The organism is Variovorax paradoxus (assembly GCF_030815855.1).
GTDB classification, from domain to species: domain Bacteria; phylum Pseudomonadota; class Gammaproteobacteria; order Burkholderiales; family Burkholderiaceae_C; genus Variovorax; species Variovorax paradoxus_M.
In genome coordinates, this window is sequence record NZ_JAUSXG010000001.1 from 5,719,530 (window position 1) to 5,735,464 (window position 15,935).

A 15,935-nucleotide genomic window follows, 5' to 3' on the forward strand; every position below is an offset into this window, starting at 1 on the left:
GCTGATGGCCGTGGTGCTGAGCCGGCGCGCACTGAACCGGGCCACGCTGGCGCGGCAGATGCTGCTGGAGCGGCGCAAGGCGACGGTCACGCAGGCGATCGAAAAACTGGCGGGCCTGCAGGCGCAGGCACCGAACCCGCCCTACATCGGCCTGTGGAGCCGGCTCGAAGGCTTTCGCCGCGAACAGCTGACCGAGGCCCTGAAGAAGCGGCGCGTCGTGCGCATGTCGACGATGCGCGCGACCCTGCACCTGATGGCCGCCTCGGATGCGCTGGCCTGGCGGCCGTTGCTCGAATCCGTGCATCAGCGCGGACTGTCGAGCGGCCACGGGCGGGCCCTCGAAGGCATCGACCGTGCGGCCGTGGTGAAGGCGGGGCGCGCGCTGCTGGACGAAGCTCCGCTCAACAGTTCGGAACTGGGGCAGGCTCTCGCATTGCGCTGGAAAGACCGCAAACCCGCCTCGCTCACCGCACTCATCCGCAACAACGTGCCGCTGGTGCACCTGCCGCCCGCGGGCAGCTGGAACTCGCACCAGAGCGCACAGCTCCAGCCCCTCGAACATTGGCTTGGCGAATCGGCCTCCGATGCCGTAGCCGCCACCCAGGACGACCTGCTGCTGCGCTACCTGGCGGCCTTCGGCCCCGCCACGCTCGCCGATGCCGGCGCGTGGTCGGGCCTCACGGGCTGGAAGGCCGTGGCCGAGCGCCTGCGGCCGCAGCTGCGCGTGTTCATCGGCGATCAGGGCCAGGAACTGTTCGACCTGCCGCGCGCGCCGCGTCCCGGCCCCGACACGCCCGCGCCACCGCGCCTCGTCGCCGAGTGGGACAACCTGCTGCTCTCGCACGCCGACCGAAGCCGCGTGATGAGCGATGAACACCGCGCCCGCGTGTTCACCGTCAACGGCATCGTGCGCGGCACGGTGCTGCTCGACGGGTTCGTCGCGGGCGTCTGGAAGATCGAGCGCGCGAAGAACACCGCCACGGTGGTGCTGGAGCCCTTCACCCGCTGGCCGAAGGCCGACCGGTTTGGCGTGCAGGAAGAGGCCATGCGGCTGCTGGCCTTTGCAGCGGACGGCGAGGGCGAGCGGCACGACATTCGCGTGCTGTGACCCTTGTGCCTGCACGGCATCTAAGCCCCGCCTAAGACTTCGCCTCTACGCTGCGCCGCGGCGCAGGCCACTATCGATCATCCCGATCACGTGCTACCTTGCTGCCCAAGGAGTCGCCGCAATGCGTGTGCTGCTGGTGGAAGACGACGAAATGATCGGGCGCAGCCTGAAGCAGGCGCTCGAGGGCGCGGGCTGGTCGGCCGACTGGGTGCGCGACGGCGAGCTGGCGCAAAGCGCGCTCGGCGACGGCGGCTACACCTGCGTGCTGCTCGACCTGGGCCTGCCCCGCCAGGACGGCACCGAGGTGCTGCGGCGCGCGCGCGAACGCGGCGATGCCACGCCCGTGCTGGTGCTCACGGCACGCGACGGGCTCGACGACCGCATCCACAGCCTCGACCTGGGCGCGGACGACTACCTGCGGAAGCCTTTCGAATTCCGCGAACTGCTCGCGCGCATGCGGGCCGTGGTGCGCCGGCGCGACGGCGCCGCGCATTCGCTGATCGGCGGCAGCACATTGCAGCTCGACCTCACCACGCGCGAGGTGGTGGCCAACGGCGAGCGCGAGGCACTCACGGCGCGCGAGTTTGCGCTGCTGCACGCACTGCTCGAGCGGCCCGGCGCCATCCTCTCGCGCGAGCAGCTCGAGAACCGCATCTACGGCTGGGGCGAGGAAGTGACCAGCAACGCCATCGACGTGCTGATCCACGGCATGCGCCGCAAGCTCGGCGCCGAATCGATCCGCAACGTGCGCGGGCTCGGCTGGCGCGTGGCAGCATGACGGTTGCGCGTGGCGGCCGTCGATGGCGCCCGCGCTCGCTGCGCACCCAACTTCTGTTCTGGCTCGTCACGCTGCACCTGGTGGCGGCGGCGCTCACGGCGTGGTTCACCTTCGTGGCGTATGGCGACCTGGTGCACAACGCGCTCGACGAGCAGATGCGGCTCGTGGCCGATTCCCACGCGGGCACCGATCCGCCCCGCGCTCCGCGCCCGCTCGACGGCGAAGCCGCCTTCGCACGCGGCGCCTTCGTGGTGCAGATATGGAGCGCCGACGGCCGCACGCTGCTTGCGAGTTCCTGGCCGCCGCTGGCCGCGGTGCCCTTGCAGCCGCGACCGGGTTTCAGCGATGCGAGCACCGGCGCGCACACGCTTTCGCGCTGGCGCGTGTTCACCGCCGAACCCGGACCGCGTGCCGACCAGCCGCGCGTGCAGGTCTTGCAGAACGAAGACTACCGGCGGCACCGGGCGCTGCGCCGCGCGCTGCTCGAAGGCCTGCCCATCGCGCTGCTGCTGCCGCTGGCCTTGCTGATCCTGTGGCTCATCGTCTCCGCAGCCTCGCGCTCGCTGCGCGCGGTGGCGCGCGATGTGGCCTCGCAGGACGAGCGCAGCCTCACCGATCTGTCGCTGGCGCGCGTGCCCGACGAGATTGCGCCGCTGGTCCAGGCGTTCAACCAGCTGCTGTCGCGCGTGCGCAATGCCTTCGCCACGCAGCGCCGCTTCGTGCAGGACGCGGCGCACGAGCTGCGCACGCCCATGGCCGCGATCGGCCTGCAGATCGAGAACCTGCGCGCGCACGTGCCCTCAGGCGAGGCCACCGAGCGTTTCAACCAGCTCGAAGCCGGCGTCACGCGCGCGCAGCACCTGATCGAGCAGTTGCTGAGCCTCTCGCGGCACGATGCGCCGGCCCGGCCCGTGCCGGGCGAGCCGGTCGACATCGAGACCTTGCTGCGCGACAGCGTGAGCCAATTGATGGTGCTGGCCGACGCGCGGCGCGTCGACATCGGTTTCGAGGGATCGATCGCGCCCGTGGTGTCGGCGCCGGCCGCCGAGCTGCGCAGCGTGTTCGACAACCTGATCGACAACGCGCTGCGCTATGCGCCCGAAGGCGGCGTGGTCGATGTGCGGCTGCACGAAGTTGGCGGCCACGCGGTCGTCGACGTGCTGGACAACGGGCCGGGCATTCCCGACTCGTCGATCGGCCGCGTGTTCGATCGCTTCTTTCGCGTGCCGGGCGCACCGGCCGGCGGCAGCGGACTCGGCCTCGCCATCGCGCGCACGGCCGCTGAACGGCATGGCTTGCGTATCGAGCTGTGGAACCGCGCTGAAGCGGAAGGGGGCGGTCCGGGGCTGCTGGCGCGGGTGCACCTGCCTTCGGGGTCGGTGCCGCTCACGCCGAGCTAACTCGTTGCTCACGGCCTGCTCAGTCCGGCTGCCTAGAGTGCATCCAGGCCCTGCCACACGCAGTTCGCGGGCGGCACGCGGCCGGAGACGACAGACAGACAACTCGCCATCAGGAGCACACCATGCGCACTTCCTTCAAGCTTCTTGCCCTTGGTTCCTTTGCCGTATTTGCGGCGCTCGGTACCGTCCATGCATCGGCCGAAACCACCGATGGCTCGGACTACCATCCGTTGCAGATGAATTCGTCCGAGAACCCCGACGTGCAGGCGGGCGCGATGGCGGCCGCCCGACCCGGCGGCACCGAGTCCATCGGCCAGTCGACCAGCGCGCCGGCCATGAACTCGACGATCCCGGTGTCCGATGTCGAGGCCGGCGCGTACGCGGCCTCGCATGCGACCGGAACCGAATCGATCGGTCAATCGACCTCGCTGCCGCTGGTGCAGTCGGCCAGCGGCAGTTGATCGGCTTCAGTCGTCGTTGCTGCTGAGCAGCGCGCGGTAAATCACCGCGCCGATGATCGCGCCCGCGATGGGGGCGAGCCAGAACAGCCACAGTTCCGACACCGCGTAGGACGGGCCGAACAGCGCCGGGCCCGTGCTGCGCGCCGGATTGACCGAGGTGTTGGTCACCGGAATGGAGATCAGGTGAATCAGCGTGAGGCACAGGCCGATGGACAGGCCTGCGAAGCCGCCGGCGGCGCGCTTGGCGGTGGAGCCGAGGATCACGATCAGGAACACGGCGGTCATCACCACTTCGCAGATCAGCGCGGCGGTCATGCCGTACTTGCCGGGCGAATGCTCGCCGAAGCCGTTGGTGGCGAAGCCGCCGATGTCGGCGCCGGGCTTGCCGGTGGCAATCAGGTAGAGCACGCCGGCCGCTGCGATGGCGCCCAGCACCTGCGCAACGATGTAGCCCGCGAGCTGCGAGGCCTTGAAGCGGCCTGCGGCGGCGAGGCCGATCGACACGGCCGGGTTGAAGTGGCCGCCCGAGATGGGGCCGAGCGCATAAGCCCCGGTCACCACCGTCAAGCCGAACGCCAGCGAGACACCCAGAAAACCGATGCCGAGGCCGGGAAAGGCCGCGGCGAGAACAGCGCTTCCACAGCCGCCCAGCGTGAGCCAGAAAGTACCAATGAACTCCGCTGACCACTTTTTGTAAGTGCTATGTTCCATGCTGTTCCATCCATCCTGAAGTTGAAAAAATGCGCAGGCCGGGGCCATGCGCGGGCGGATTCTAGGAACGGAACATGCGTGCGTCACGCAGGTTGTTGCATCTAACGGAACCTGTTCACAAATCAGCGATCTTTTGTTTCTGACAGGCGTTGCGCAAGAAGCTAATGGAGCTCGTCAGAGCGTGACAACCACCTTGCCGAAGGCGCCTCGCGCGAGATGCCCGAGCGCATCAGGCAATGCATCGAACGCGTAGCGCGCCGCAATCACGGGCTTGAGTGCGTTCACGTCGACGGCACGCACCAGGTCTTCGAGCGCGCTTCGATGGCCCACGCCGATGCCTTGCACCGTGGCGCGGCCGCGCACCATGGCGTAGAACGAGGCGCTCAGCGTCTCGCCGCCGAGCATGCCGATGATCGACACGCGCCCGCCTTGCGCGACGGCCTGCAGCGATCGATCCAGATTCGGTCCGCTCGCGAGTTCGAGCACGTGGTCGGCGCCGCGGCCCTCGGTGAGCCGGCGCACTTCGGCGGGCCAGTCGCTGTCCCGCATCAGCACATGGGTGGCGCCGAGTGCCAGCGCCTGCACGCCCTTGTCCTCGCTGCCCGAGATCACGATAGTGCGCGCGCCATGCAGCCGCGCAATCTGCAAGCCGAACAGCGCGACGCCGCCGGTGCCGTGGATCAGCACGGTCTGGCCGGGCCGCAGCGCGCCGGTCTCGGCCAGGGCGAACCAGGCCGTGAGGCCGGCGCAGGGCAGCGTGCTGGCCTCGGCGAAGTCCAGCGTGGCGGGCGCGGCCACGGCCCAGGCCGCATCGAGAACGACATGCGAGGCCAGCACGCCCGGCCCGGGTCCGCCGGCCAGCACGGCGTCGGCGTGCCACCGGCCGTCCATCCAGCCGCCCCAGAAGGTGTTGACGACCCTGTCGCCCACGGAGAACCGGCGCACGCCCGCGCCCGCAGCGACCACGGTGCCCGCCATGTCGGAGGCGGGCGTGAAAGGCATGTCGAACGTCATGCCCATGCCGTCGCGAATCATCAGAAGGTCGCGGTAGTTGAGCGACACCGCGCCCACCCGCACGAGGATCTGGCCCGGCCCAGGCGTGGGAAGCGGCTGCTCGACCTGTTCGAGGTGCTCGGCGCCGAAGGTCGATAGCTGCCAGCGGCGCAACGTTTGGGGTTCGTGCATGAAAAGACTCCACAAAAACAAGGAAGCCTTCATGCTATTGGCGAGTAGAGCTATCCAGTGGTGGATAATTTTCAACTTCATGGCGTCTGAAAATATCCAATGAGCCCACGTCTTCAAGGCATCGAAGAGTTCGTCGCCGCGGTGGAAGCCGGCAGCTTCGCGCGTGCGGCAGAGCGGCTGCATGTCACCCGCTCTGCGGTGGCCAAGAGCATTGCCCGCCTCGAGGCGCGGCTGGGCACGCGGCTCTTTCTGCGCACCACGCGCAGCCAGAGCCTCACCGAAGAAGGCCATGGCTATTACGAGCGCTGCCGGCGCGTGCTGGCCGAACTCGATGCCGCCGAGGCGATGACCGACGCCGCCCGCAGCACCGCCGCCGGACTGGTGCGCCTCAGCGTGCCGGCGATGCTCGGGCGCCTCAAGATCGGGCCGCTGCTGCTCGCGCTCGCGCGCCGGCACGCGGGGCTTTCGCTCGAGCTCTCCTTCAATGACCGGCGTGTGGACCTGGTCGAAGAGGGGCTGGACCTGGCCGTCCGCAGCGGCGAGTTGGCCGACAGCGCCGACCTGATCGCACGGCCGGTCGGCATGCAGTGGATGGTGCTGTGCGCTGCGCCTGTGTACCTGGCCGAGCGCGGGCGGCCCGCGAGCGTGGCCGAGCTTGTTGTGCCGTCGCCGCACGAGGCGGTGCTCTATGTACGCGACGGGCAGACCTTTCCGTGGCGCTTTCACGATGCCGAGGGCCGCCTGGTCGAAATGCTCTTGCCTTCGCGGCTGCGCTGCGACAGTGCCGAAGTGCTGCTCGAAGGCGCGATAGGCGGCATGGGCCTTGCGCGGTTGCCGGCCTGGCTCGCGGCGGATGCGCTCGCGGCCGGCACGCTGGTGCGGGTGTTCGAGGAGCCGCGGCCCTTCGGCTTCGAGCTCAACGTCATCCGTTCCCAAAGCCGCTACCTGCCGCACAAGACGCGGGTGGTGATCGACTGGTTGACGGAGCATCTGCCGCCGCTGCTGGCGGCCCGCTGAGGGGCTTTGCCCCTTATCCTGCGCTTTGTTGCCATTTATTCATTCATTTGCCGGAGAACGCATGCGCCCCACTGCCATCAGGAACATCACGGCCCTTGCCGCATGCGCGGGTGCGTTGGCTTTCTTCTCGGCGGGCGCCGCGGCGCAGGGCACGGTGAACGCGCTCTGCAGCACCGATGCGGGCTGGTGCGAGGCGGCCGCCGCGGCCTTCACGCGCGAGACCGGCATCAAGGTGCAGCAAGCGCACAAGGGCACCGGAGAAATCGGCGCCCAGCTGCGCGCCGAGGCGGCCAACCCCAAGACCGACATCTGGTGGGGCGGCACCGGCGACCCGTTCCTGCAGGCCGCGGAGCAGGGCTTGCTCGAGGCCTATCGGCCGGCCTACATCAACGACCTGCACGACTGGGCGGTGCGCCAGTACGCCATGTCGCAGAACATGGTCGGCGGTTTCTACACCAGCGCCATCGGCTTCGGCTTCAACACCGAGCTGCTCAAGAAAAAGAAGCTGCATGAGCCCAAGTGCTGGGCCGATCTCGTCAAGCCCGAGTACAGGGGCGAGATCGAAATTTCGCACCCGGCCTCGAGCGGCACGGCCTACACCATCATCGCGGGCCTGGTGCAGCAGTTGGGAGAAGACGCGGCCTTCGACTACCTCAAGAAGCTGCACCGCAACGTCACCAGCTACACCCGCAGCGGCCAGGCGCAGGCGCCCAATGTCGCCAAGGGCGAGGTGGCCATCGGCGTGAGCTTCATCTTCGGTTTCGAGCGCTGGCGGTACGACAAATTTCCGGTGAAGACCGCCGCGCCCTGCGAGGGCACGGGCTACGAGGTGGGCGGCATCGCGCTGGTCAAGGGGGCCCGCAACAAGGAGAATGCCAAGCGCTACTACGATTGGCTCATGAGCCCGGCCGGCCAGGCGATCGGCGGGCAGGTCGGCAGCCTGCAGTCTCCGGCCAACAAGACCTTCAAGCCCGACGCGCGCATTCCGTCGATGAGCGACGTCAAGCTCATCAAGTACGACTTCGAGAAATACGGCAAGGCCGCCGAGCGAAAGCGGCTGATCGACCGCTGGACCCGGGAAGTGGAATCCCAGGCCAGGTAAGCCCGTCCGGGGCTTCACGCCACCGCAAGAACGGGGCTATTGTTTTTCGGGGCGCCAGCCCCAACTCGCAGAGTTGGCGGGTCGGGCGTGCGGTCAAGGCCGCCCGGCTTAGAATTTTTTGGTTTCGATATTTCCTTTTTCCCATGGCTGATTCTTCCAATACGAAACTCCCGTTCCAGGCTGAAGTCGCGCAACTGCTGCACCTCGTCACGCATGCGCTGTACTCCAACAAGGAAATCTTCCTGCGCGAGCTGATTTCGAATGCGTCGGACGCCTGCGACAAGCTGCGTTTCGAAGCCATCGACCGTCCCGAGCTGTACGAGGACCAGCCCGAGCTGGACGTGCGCCTGAGTTTCGACAAGGCCGCGCGCACCCTCACCATCACCGACAAGGGCATCGGCCTGTCGCGCCAGGAAGCCATCGACAACCTCGGCACCATCGCCAAGAGTGGTACCAAGGACTTCATGAGCAAGCTCAGCGGCGACCAGAAGGCCGACGCCCAGCTCATCGGGCAGTTCGGCGTGGGCTTCTATTCGGGCTTCATCGTCGCCGACAAGATCTCGGTCGAATCGCGCCGCGCCGGCCTGCCGGCCGACCAGGGCGTGCGCTGGACGAGCGGCGGCGCGGGTGACTTCGAGGTCGCCGACATCACGCGCCCCGAACGCGGCACGCGCATCACGCTGCACCTGCGAGACGACGCCGACGAATACCTCAACGCCTGGAAGCTCAAGCAGATCGTCGGCAAGTATTCCGACCGCATCTCGCTCCCGATCCTCATGGAAAAGGAGGAGTGGAAGGAAGGCGAGAACGACCAGCCCGGCGACATGGTCAAGACCGGCGAGTGGGAAACGGTCAACAAGGCCAATGCCCTCTGGAGCCGCCCCAAGAAGGACATCACGGCCGAGCAGTACGAAGAGTTCTACAAGAGCATCAGCCACGACTACGAGGCCCCGCTCGCCTGGAGCCACAACCGCGTCGAGGGCAGCACCGAGTACACGCAGCTGCTCTACATTCCGTCGAAGGCGCCGTTCGACCTGTGGAACCGCGACAAGAGCGCGGGCGTCAAGCTGTATGTCAAGCGCGTCTTCATCATGGACGACGCCGAGGCGCTGCTGCCGAGCTACCTGCGCTTCGTGAAGGGCGTGATCGACTCGTCCGATCTGCCGCTCAACGTGAGCCGCGAGCTGCTGCAGGAAAGCCGCGACGTCAAGGCCATCCGCGAGGGCAGCACCAAGCGCGTGCTCGGCATGCTCGAAGACCTGGCCAAGAAGCAGAAGACCGGTCCCGAAAGCGGCGAGGGCAAGATCGACGTGGGTTCGGGCGAATCGGTGCCGGCTCCCGAGCCGACCGAAGCCGTGACGGACGTGGTCGACAAGAACGCACCCACCGCCGCCGAAACCGCCGCCGCGGCCGCCGACGACTCGGGCAAGTACGCCAAGTTCTACGCCGAGTTCGGCGCGGTGCTCAAGGAAGGCCTGGGCGAAGACTTCGGCAACCGCGACCGCATTGCCAAGCTGCTGCGCTTCGCCTCGACCACCAGCGACACCGTGAGCGTGAGCTTCGCCGACTACAAGGCACGCATGAAGGAAGGCCAGGACGCGATTTACTACATCACGGCCGACAACGTGGCTGCCGCCAGGAACAGCCCGCAACTCGAGGTCTTCAAGAAGAAGGGCATCGAGGTGCTGCTCATGACCGACCGCGTCGACGAGTGGGCGCTCAACTACCTCACCGAGTTCGACGGCACGCCGCTGCAGAGCGTGGCCAAGGGCGCGGTCGATCTGGGCAAGCTGCAGGACGAGGCCGAGAAGAAGGCCGCCGAGGAAGCCGCCGAATCCTTCAAGCCGCTGCTCGAGAAGCTCAAGGAAGCGCTCAAGGACAAGGCCGAGGACGTGCGCGTGACCACGCGCCTGGTCGACTCGCCCGCCTGCCTGGTGGTGCAGGACGGCGGCATGAGCACGCAGCTCGCGCGCATGCTCAAGCAGGCCGGCCAGCCCGCGCCCGACCTGAAGCCCGTGCTCGAAGTCAACGCCGAGCACGCGCTGGTGAAGAAGCTCGAGGGCTCCGAGCACTTCGACGATCTTGCGAACATTCTTTTCGACCAGGCCCTCCTGGCCGAAGGCGGCCTGCCGGCCGACCCCGCGGCCTACGTGAGGCGCGTGAACGCGCTGCTGGTGTGAGTGCCCGGCCGCGCATCGCTCGTGCAGCGGGTGCCGCCTCGGCGGCGCTGTTGTTGCTTTTGATGGGCGGCTGTTCGCACTATCACATCGGCATTCCGCTGGTGCCCGGGCTCTCGATCGGGCTGGGTGCCACGAAGGACGGCAATTTCTCGGTCGGGCTCAATACCGGCTGGGGTCCGCTCGGGGCGGGCGTCGCGGTCAACAACTCGGGCGTGGTGGCCGGATCGGCCGGCGTGGGTGTCGGCGCTGGCGTGGGGCCGATCGGCACCGGCGTGGGCGTCAGCAAGAGCGTGGTGCTGCACGACCCGAATGCGGCGAAGACGGCCTACGCACCCGCGGGCGGCGCTGCGCCGGTGACCTCGGCGGCTGTTGCATCCGCCGCGCCGGTCGTCGTGACCAAGGATGGGGCGACAAGACCCATGCTTGCCCCGGTGCCGCTTCAGCCTCCCGCTGCGGCGCGGGTTTCTTATCGGCCGGCCGCCGTGGCGCAGGCCGGCGAACTCGGCACGCCCGCCAATCCCATCGCGCCTTGATGGCGGTTGCCGAAGCGCGGCGCTAGCGCCTTCAGCGACGTGCTGCCAGGCGGGAGAGCAGCGCGGTCCAGTGCTGCAGGCGCGCGACGGCGGCCTCGCGGCCTTCCATCGCATGCGTGCCGCCGTCGGCGAGGGCGAGCAACTCGCCCGCGGCGGTGGCTACTTCACGGGCGAAGTCTTCGGTGCGGCCGCGCCACACCACGGTGCGGTGCTGCAGCCCCAGCTGTGCGGCGCGTTCCGCGTTGATGGCCTGCTCGGGCTGGTCGGTCAGCAGCAGCAGGATCGGCTTGCGGTAGACCGCCGTGATCGACAGCGCCGCCATGCCCGGTGCCGAGACGATGAAGGCGCTGCGTGCGGCCATCTCGATCCAGTGCTCGTCCTGCGCATGCCAGCCCGTGCGGTGCGCGTAGCCTTCGCCGACGAGGTGCGCCGGCACGCCGGCATCGGCCAGTCCGCGCTCCAGGCCATCGGCCAGCGCAGTCTCCTCGAAGTGCGGATTGAGATACACCGCGGCTTGCGGCGCAAGGTCGTCGTGCGGCTCCGTGTCGGCTCCCACCACAGCCACCGGCGTGGCGAGCCGATGTCCGCCGCGGCCGTCGTGCTCCGGCGCCCCGTAGGCAAAATCATGTGCGATGCGCGCGCGGCTGCGGTCGATCTGCCATGCCACGATGCGGCCGAACATCTTCGCCGTCCAGCCCGGCATCCGGCCGCTGAAATTGCTTTCGAGCGCATGTCGCAGGCTGTCGCCGTAGACGTGGACCACCTTGTTTCGCCAACCCGGCATCCAGCCCATGAAAAGCAGCGCGGGATGAAAAGAGTCGTTCACCACGAGGTCGGCCTCGCGGAACCATGCGCGCAAGCGGAAGATGTCGCGCAGCATGCGGCCGGGCCGGAACATGTAGTGCGCCACATTGCGGTCGGTCTCGCGGCGCAGCATGTTCTGCTCGCGGTCGAACTGCACCGCGTAGTGGCGCGAGAGCACGGGCGCCTCGATGCCGAAGCCGGCGAGGAAGCGCGCGCCTTCGTCGGAGGTGGTGAGCACCTGCACGCTGGCGCCCGCGGCACGCAGCGAATGCGCAAGCAGCTGCGCACGCATCAGGTGGCCGCGCGCGTCCGCGGTCGCGAGATAGACGATGCGCGGCGGCATCGGTCGGCTCAGGCAGCCAGCGGCCGTGCGCTGCCGGGGCGCAGGCGCAAGGCCAAGCCGGCGGCGTACATGCCCAGCGCCCCGGTGACGCCGAAGCCGCGCTCGGTGTCGCGCACCTCGTGCATCAGCTGCGCGAGCCGCGCCTCTTCGTGCGGCGCCACGCAGCGCTGCAGCGTGTGGCTGCACAGGCGGATGTGGCGGTCTTCGTCTGCGAGCACGCGCGTGAGCAGCGGGTGCAGCGCATGCCGCGGGCCGATCAGCGCGCAATGGCGCTGCAGGATGCGCGAGGCCATCTGTTCGGCCGAGAGGCCGATCGCATAGGCCGGTACGAGGCCACCGTGCGAAAAGTGCGGTGCATGGCGCTGGATGAGACGCTGCCAGCGCGCGAGCTTGCGCCGGCTCAGCCAGTCGGGCCGTGGTGCTTCCTCGGAGGCTTCGTCGAGGGGCGTGGCCGCTTGTGCGGCGCCGCCGCGTTCGACGATGGCTTCCGCGAAGAGCCGCGCGTGCAGCTGCTCGTCGGCCAAGTGCTGGTCGAGCTGGCGCGCGAGCCAGTCGGGCGCGCAGGTGCGCAGCTCGCGCTGCAAGGCCTGCTCGGACGATTCCTCGCCGACGAGGTACAGGCGCAGCAACAGCATTTCGCCGGCGCGGCTCGCATGCATTTGCCGCAATGCGGCGCGCTTGATGTGGTGCACCAGCCATGCCTGCAGCGCCGGCCAGCCCCGCCACCGTGGCGGCGCGAGGCAATCGAACCCCGCGCCCGGCGGGGAAACGTCAGCGTCCATCGGCCTTGGCCACCGAGGGCTGCGGCTGCTGGTGCTGCCAACCCAGCACGAGGCCGATGAAGCTGTCCTGCAGGAACGCGCGTGCCGACGCATCGGCGCCGGCAAACTCGCGCTGCTGGCCGTCATAGCGCACATAGCCCTTGCCGCCCGTGGCGCCGAGCACGAGCTTCTCGTTCTTCTGGAAGCCGCGCCGCATGAGCGGCTGCAGCAGTGGCTGCGATCCGAGGCCGTAGAGGAACAGATCGCGCTGCACCACCTGGCGCGGAATCTGACCGCTCAGGGCCTGGAGCTCGAGCGACCAGTTGCCTTGCCGCATGGCCTCGGAGAGTTCGCTGCCCTTGGCCGACGGCGCGCGGAAGTGTGCGCGCGCCACCGATTTCGAGGCCTTGCGGAGGCCGAGCCCGATGGTGATGTCGGCATCCTTCGCGCCGCCCGCGCGGTTGTCCTGCACCTGCACGAATTCGTTGGCAAGCCGCGCGGCGATCGAAGGCTTGGAGAGCGTCTCGCTGATCTGCACCGGCGTGAGCACCACGCGCTCGGTGCTTCCCTCGATCACCACGACCTGGTACGGGTCGATGCGGGTGTCGCCGAACTCGCCGCCGATCGGCGAATGCGCGTGGCTGCTCACCGACCATTCGTTGCCCGAGCGGCTCACCAGCGCATGAAAGGTCAGCGGCACGCGCGGGCCATTGCCTTGCGAATTGCGCGGCTGGCCCGAGCCCTGCAGCAGCACGTCGCCCACGATGGTCTTCTCGCCGTAGGTTCGCGGGTTCGCAAAGCGGATCGTGTGCGTGGTGCTGTCGAGCGCGGCACGCGTGTCGGCATCGTCCAGGGCCAGGCGGTTGCATTCGTTCGCGGGGCCTGCCAGCGCGGTGAACGGGCAACCGCTGTCGGACTTGAAGTTGAAGACGCCGCGGCCGGTGAAATCGGTGGCGTGGGCCGCGGCGCAGAGGCCGGCGAGCACAAGGCCCGAGACCATGCTGCGAAGGGAGAACGGTGAATGGGTGCGCATGGTGTAGTTGTAGTTGTAGTTCTTGTCGATGGTTGTCAGGGCCGATGATACGAAAGCGCCTGCGCGTCGGCGTTCTCACGGCCGGTCGTGTGCAGGCCGATGCCGCGTGCGAACGCGCCCAGCATGTCGATGGCCGAGAAGCCCACGATCAGCGCCACGCCCGCCACCCAGCGCATGCCGGAGAGCGGTGGAAGATCCTGATGATTGAGCGCGCGCACGCTGAAGCCCAGCCGCGTGAACAGCACGCACAGCGGCCCGATCGGCCCGCTCTTCGCCAGCCATTGCCAGCGCGCCGAAACGTAGCTGCGCAGTAAATGCGGCGTGAGCGAATACGTGTCCTGCCCGCGCATCCACCGGAGCTTCAGCGCCTCGGCGCGCGTGTCGGGCAGGCGATGCTCGGTGTGCGCACCGGCCGCGTAGTGAACGGGAATGCCCGCCGCCTTGAGCCGCATGCCCAGCACCTGGCAGTGCGCGCGGTACACGCCGTCGAGTGCCTGGTAGCTGTGCTGCTCGAACACATCGCGACGGAATGCCACGTTGTTCGCGTAGAAGTTGCTCGTGGCGCCTGCGTGGTCCGCGTTGGGGAAGTACATGAAATCGATGGTTGTCAGCGCGGTGCCGACGACGTTGGCCGCGTAGCTCGTGCGGCCGGCCACCGCGGCGGGCGCATCGGCGCGCGTGAACGGCGCGAGCATCTGCAGCAGCCAGTCGTCGGCGGGCAGGCAGTCGGCATCGGCGAACACCACGTGGTCGCAGCGCTCGGGATCGGTGGCCGCGAAGCCGACGTTCTTGGCGTCGTAGTAGCCGGTGGCGGCGTCGATGCGCACGAAGTCGACCGGGCGGCCGGCCAGCGCCGTGACGGCCTCGCACGATGCGGCGCTCAGGCCGTCGTGCGTGATGACCACTTGCGCCAGCGCTGCGAGCGGCAGCTGCTGCTTCGCCAGCAGGGCGACCAGGCGCTGCAGGCTGCTGCTGGCGGCGGCCTCGGCACCCGCACCGCCGCGCAGATTGTTGGTCTCCAGGACCAGCGCGGTGCGCGCGGCCACTTGATCGTGCATCATCGAATTTTCCCGTCCGGACATTGTTTTGAAGACTTGCATCCTGCTTTTATCTCACAACCGCCGCGGGGGCCAGTGCCGTGGGGCCGGCGCGCGCGCATGAGGCTGAGCATCTTCGGCGCCGGCTATGTGGGCCTTGCCTTCGCCGCGTGCCTGGCCGAAGCCGGGCACGACGTGCTGTGCGCGGACGCGGATACCACTCGCGTCGAAGGGCTGCAGCAGGGCCGGATGCCGCTGCACGAGCCGGGGCTCGAGGCGCTGGTGGCTGCCGGCACCCGCGCCGGGAGGTTGCAGTTCACGGCCGACGCGCGCGTCGCGAGCCTGCATGGAGACGTTCTCTTCATCGTGGTCAACACGCCGGCCGATGCCGAAGGCAATGTCGATCTGCAGCACGTGATGGCCGTGGCGCGCAGCATCGGACAGCACCGCGACCGCGACGCCGTCGTCGTCTGCAAGTCCACCGCGCCGGTCGGCACCGCGGAGCAGGTCGAAGCCGTGCTGCACGCGGAGCTTTCGCAGCGGGGTGCGCCGCATCGCATCGCCGTGGCCGTGAACCCCGAGTTCCTGCGCGAAGGCTCGGCCGTGCGCGATTGCCGGCAACCGGACCGCGTCGTGATCGGTGCGGCCGACGCCGCGGCCATCGACCTGCTGACCCGGATCTACCAGCCCTTCGTACGCGACCTGAGGCAATTGCTGGTGATGGACCGCCGCTCCGCCGAGCTCACCAAGTACGCGGCCAACGCCATGCTCGCGACCCGCATCAGCTTCATGAACGAGATGGCGCGCGTGGCCGAGCATGCGGGCGCCGACATCGAGATGGTGCGCCGCGGCATCGGCTCGGACCGGCGCATCGGCCCCGATTTTCTGCAGGCGGGTGCGGGCTATGGCGGGTCGTGCCTCGCGAAGGACGTGCGGGCGCTGCGGCACGCGGCCGATCGCGATGGGCACGTGCTGCGCATCCTCTCGGCCGTGGAGGCTGCGAACCACGATCAGAAGAGCCGGCTGTTCGACCTGATGACGCACCACTTCGAGGGCCGCATCGCGCACAAGACGATCGCGCTCTGGGGCCTGGCCTTCAAGCCCGACACCGACGACATGCGAGAAGCGCCCAGCCTGGTGTTGCTGGAGCGCCTGCGTGCGGCCGGCGCGCGTGTGCGGGTGCACGATCCGGCGGCGATGCCGAACGCGCGCGCGATCATGGGCGAACGCCCTGGCGTGCAATGGTGCGATACGGCCGAAGAGGCGCTGCAGGGCGCCGACGTGCTGGCCCTCGTGACCGAATGGCCCGCGTTTCGCAGCCCCGATTTCGTGCGCATCGCGAGCGTGCTTCGGACGCCCGCGATCTTCGACGGCCGCAACCTCTACGAGGCCGCCGAGGTCGAAGCCGCCGGCATTGCCTACTATGGCATCGGCCGCGGCCGTTCGGTGCTGCGCTGAATCGCCGGCCCGGCGTGCGGGTCG

General features: G+C 68.7%; 15 protein-coding genes. 9 read left to right on the forward strand and 6 right to left on the reverse strand.

The features are described 5' to 3' along the window. Positions 1 to 4 precede the first annotated feature (4 nt). The 4 genes from QFZ42_RS27150 to QFZ42_RS27165 all read left to right on the forward strand — a co-directional run bounded on the left by QFZ42_RS27150 (position 5) and on the right by QFZ42_RS27165 (position 3,747). A complete protein-coding gene (locus QFZ42_RS27150) occupies positions 5 to 1,108 on the forward strand; it encodes a winged helix DNA-binding domain-containing protein (protein ID WP_307703938.1) in 1,104 nt (367 codons plus the stop codon). A 121-nt stretch (positions 1,109 to 1,229) separates the two neighbouring features. Further along, the gene (locus QFZ42_RS27155; protein WP_307703939.1) at positions 1,230 to 1,886 is read left to right on the forward strand and encodes a response regulator transcription factor; all 657 of its coding nucleotides are present in this window, start codon (positions 1,230 to 1,232) and stop codon (positions 1,884 to 1,886) included. After that, positions 1,883 to 3,286, forward strand: coding sequence for a sensor histidine kinase (locus QFZ42_RS27160; protein ID WP_307703940.1), 1,404 nt, complete (start codon positions 1,883 to 1,885; stop codon positions 3,284 to 3,286). Before QFZ42_RS27155 ends, QFZ42_RS27160 begins: the two co-directional genes overlap by 4 nt. A 122-nt stretch (positions 3,287 to 3,408) precedes the next feature. Then, a complete protein-coding gene (locus QFZ42_RS27165; RefSeq protein ID WP_307703941.1) occupies positions 3,409 to 3,747 on the forward strand; it encodes a hypothetical protein in 339 nt (112 codons plus the stop codon). A 6-nt stretch (positions 3,748 to 3,753) separates the two neighbouring features. Here the strand turns inward: QFZ42_RS27165 and aqpZ are convergent, their stop codons facing one another. Continuing rightward, positions 3,754 to 4,458 carry an aquaporin Z gene (gene aqpZ / locus QFZ42_RS27170; protein ID WP_307703942.1) on the reverse strand — a complete coding sequence of 235 codons (705 nt, stop codon included), beginning with the start codon at positions 4,456 to 4,458 and terminating at the stop codon, positions 3,754 to 3,756. Between the two features lie 174 nt (positions 4,459 to 4,632). After that, positions 4,633 to 5,643, reverse strand: coding sequence for a zinc-dependent alcohol dehydrogenase family protein (locus QFZ42_RS27175; protein WP_307703943.1), 1,011 nt, complete (start codon positions 5,641 to 5,643; stop codon positions 4,633 to 4,635). Positions 5,644 to 5,742: 99 nt separating this feature from the next. On the opposite strand from QFZ42_RS27175, the gene QFZ42_RS27180 reads away from it, so the two are divergent. The 4 genes from QFZ42_RS27180 to QFZ42_RS27195 all read left to right on the forward strand — a co-directional run bounded on the left by QFZ42_RS27180 (position 5,743) and on the right by QFZ42_RS27195 (position 10,475). Next, positions 5,743 to 6,660 carry a LysR substrate-binding domain-containing protein gene (locus QFZ42_RS27180; protein WP_307703944.1) on the forward strand — a complete coding sequence of 306 codons (918 nt, stop codon included), beginning with the start codon at positions 5,743 to 5,745 and terminating at the stop codon, positions 6,658 to 6,660. Between the two features lie 61 nt (positions 6,661 to 6,721). Beyond that, positions 6,722 to 7,762, forward strand: coding sequence for an ABC transporter substrate-binding protein (locus tag QFZ42_RS27185; protein ID WP_307703945.1), 1,041 nt, complete (start codon positions 6,722 to 6,724; stop codon positions 7,760 to 7,762). A 143-nt stretch (positions 7,763 to 7,905) separates the two neighbouring features. Continuing rightward, on the forward strand, positions 7,906 to 9,942 hold the full coding sequence (gene htpG / locus QFZ42_RS27190; protein ID WP_307703946.1) for a molecular chaperone HtpG: 2,037 nt from the start codon (positions 7,906 to 7,908) through the stop codon (positions 9,940 to 9,942). Next, the gene (locus QFZ42_RS27195; protein ID WP_307703947.1) at positions 9,939 to 10,475 is read left to right on the forward strand and encodes a hypothetical protein; all 537 of its coding nucleotides are present in this window, start codon (positions 9,939 to 9,941) and stop codon (positions 10,473 to 10,475) included. Before htpG ends, QFZ42_RS27195 begins: the two co-directional genes overlap by 4 nt. Before the next feature lie 31 nt (positions 10,476 to 10,506). Here the strand turns inward: QFZ42_RS27195 and QFZ42_RS27200 are convergent, their stop codons facing one another. The 4 genes from QFZ42_RS27200 to QFZ42_RS27215 are packed head-to-tail and all read right to left on the reverse strand — an operon-like array spanning position 10,507 to position 14,477. Further along, entirely contained in the window at positions 10,507 to 11,622 is a 1,116-nt protein-coding gene (locus QFZ42_RS27200) for a hypothetical protein (protein WP_307703948.1), read from the reverse strand. An 8-nt stretch (positions 11,623 to 11,630) separates the two neighbouring features. Next, a complete protein-coding gene (locus QFZ42_RS27205; RefSeq protein WP_307703949.1) occupies positions 11,631 to 12,404 on the reverse strand; it encodes a hypothetical protein in 774 nt (257 codons plus the stop codon). Further along, on the reverse strand, positions 12,394 to 13,416 hold the full coding sequence (locus QFZ42_RS27210; RefSeq protein WP_307703950.1) for a hypothetical protein: 1,023 nt from the start codon (positions 13,414 to 13,416) through the stop codon (positions 12,394 to 12,396). The genes QFZ42_RS27205 and QFZ42_RS27210 overlap by 11 nt, the downstream gene beginning before the upstream one ends. Positions 13,417 to 13,451: 35 nt before the next feature. Further along, complete coding sequence (locus QFZ42_RS27215) at positions 13,452 to 14,477, reverse strand: glycosyltransferase (protein ID WP_307703951.1); 1,026 nt, start codon at positions 14,475 to 14,477, stop codon at positions 13,452 to 13,454. 96 nt (positions 14,478 to 14,573) lie between these two features. Between QFZ42_RS27215 and QFZ42_RS27220 the strand changes: the two genes are divergently transcribed. Beyond that, positions 14,574 to 15,911: a UDP-glucose dehydrogenase family protein gene (locus QFZ42_RS27220; RefSeq protein ID WP_307703952.1), complete on the forward strand. Its 1,338-nt coding sequence runs from the start codon at positions 14,574 to 14,576 to the stop codon at positions 15,909 to 15,911. Positions 15,912 to 15,935: the final 24 nt, after the last annotated feature.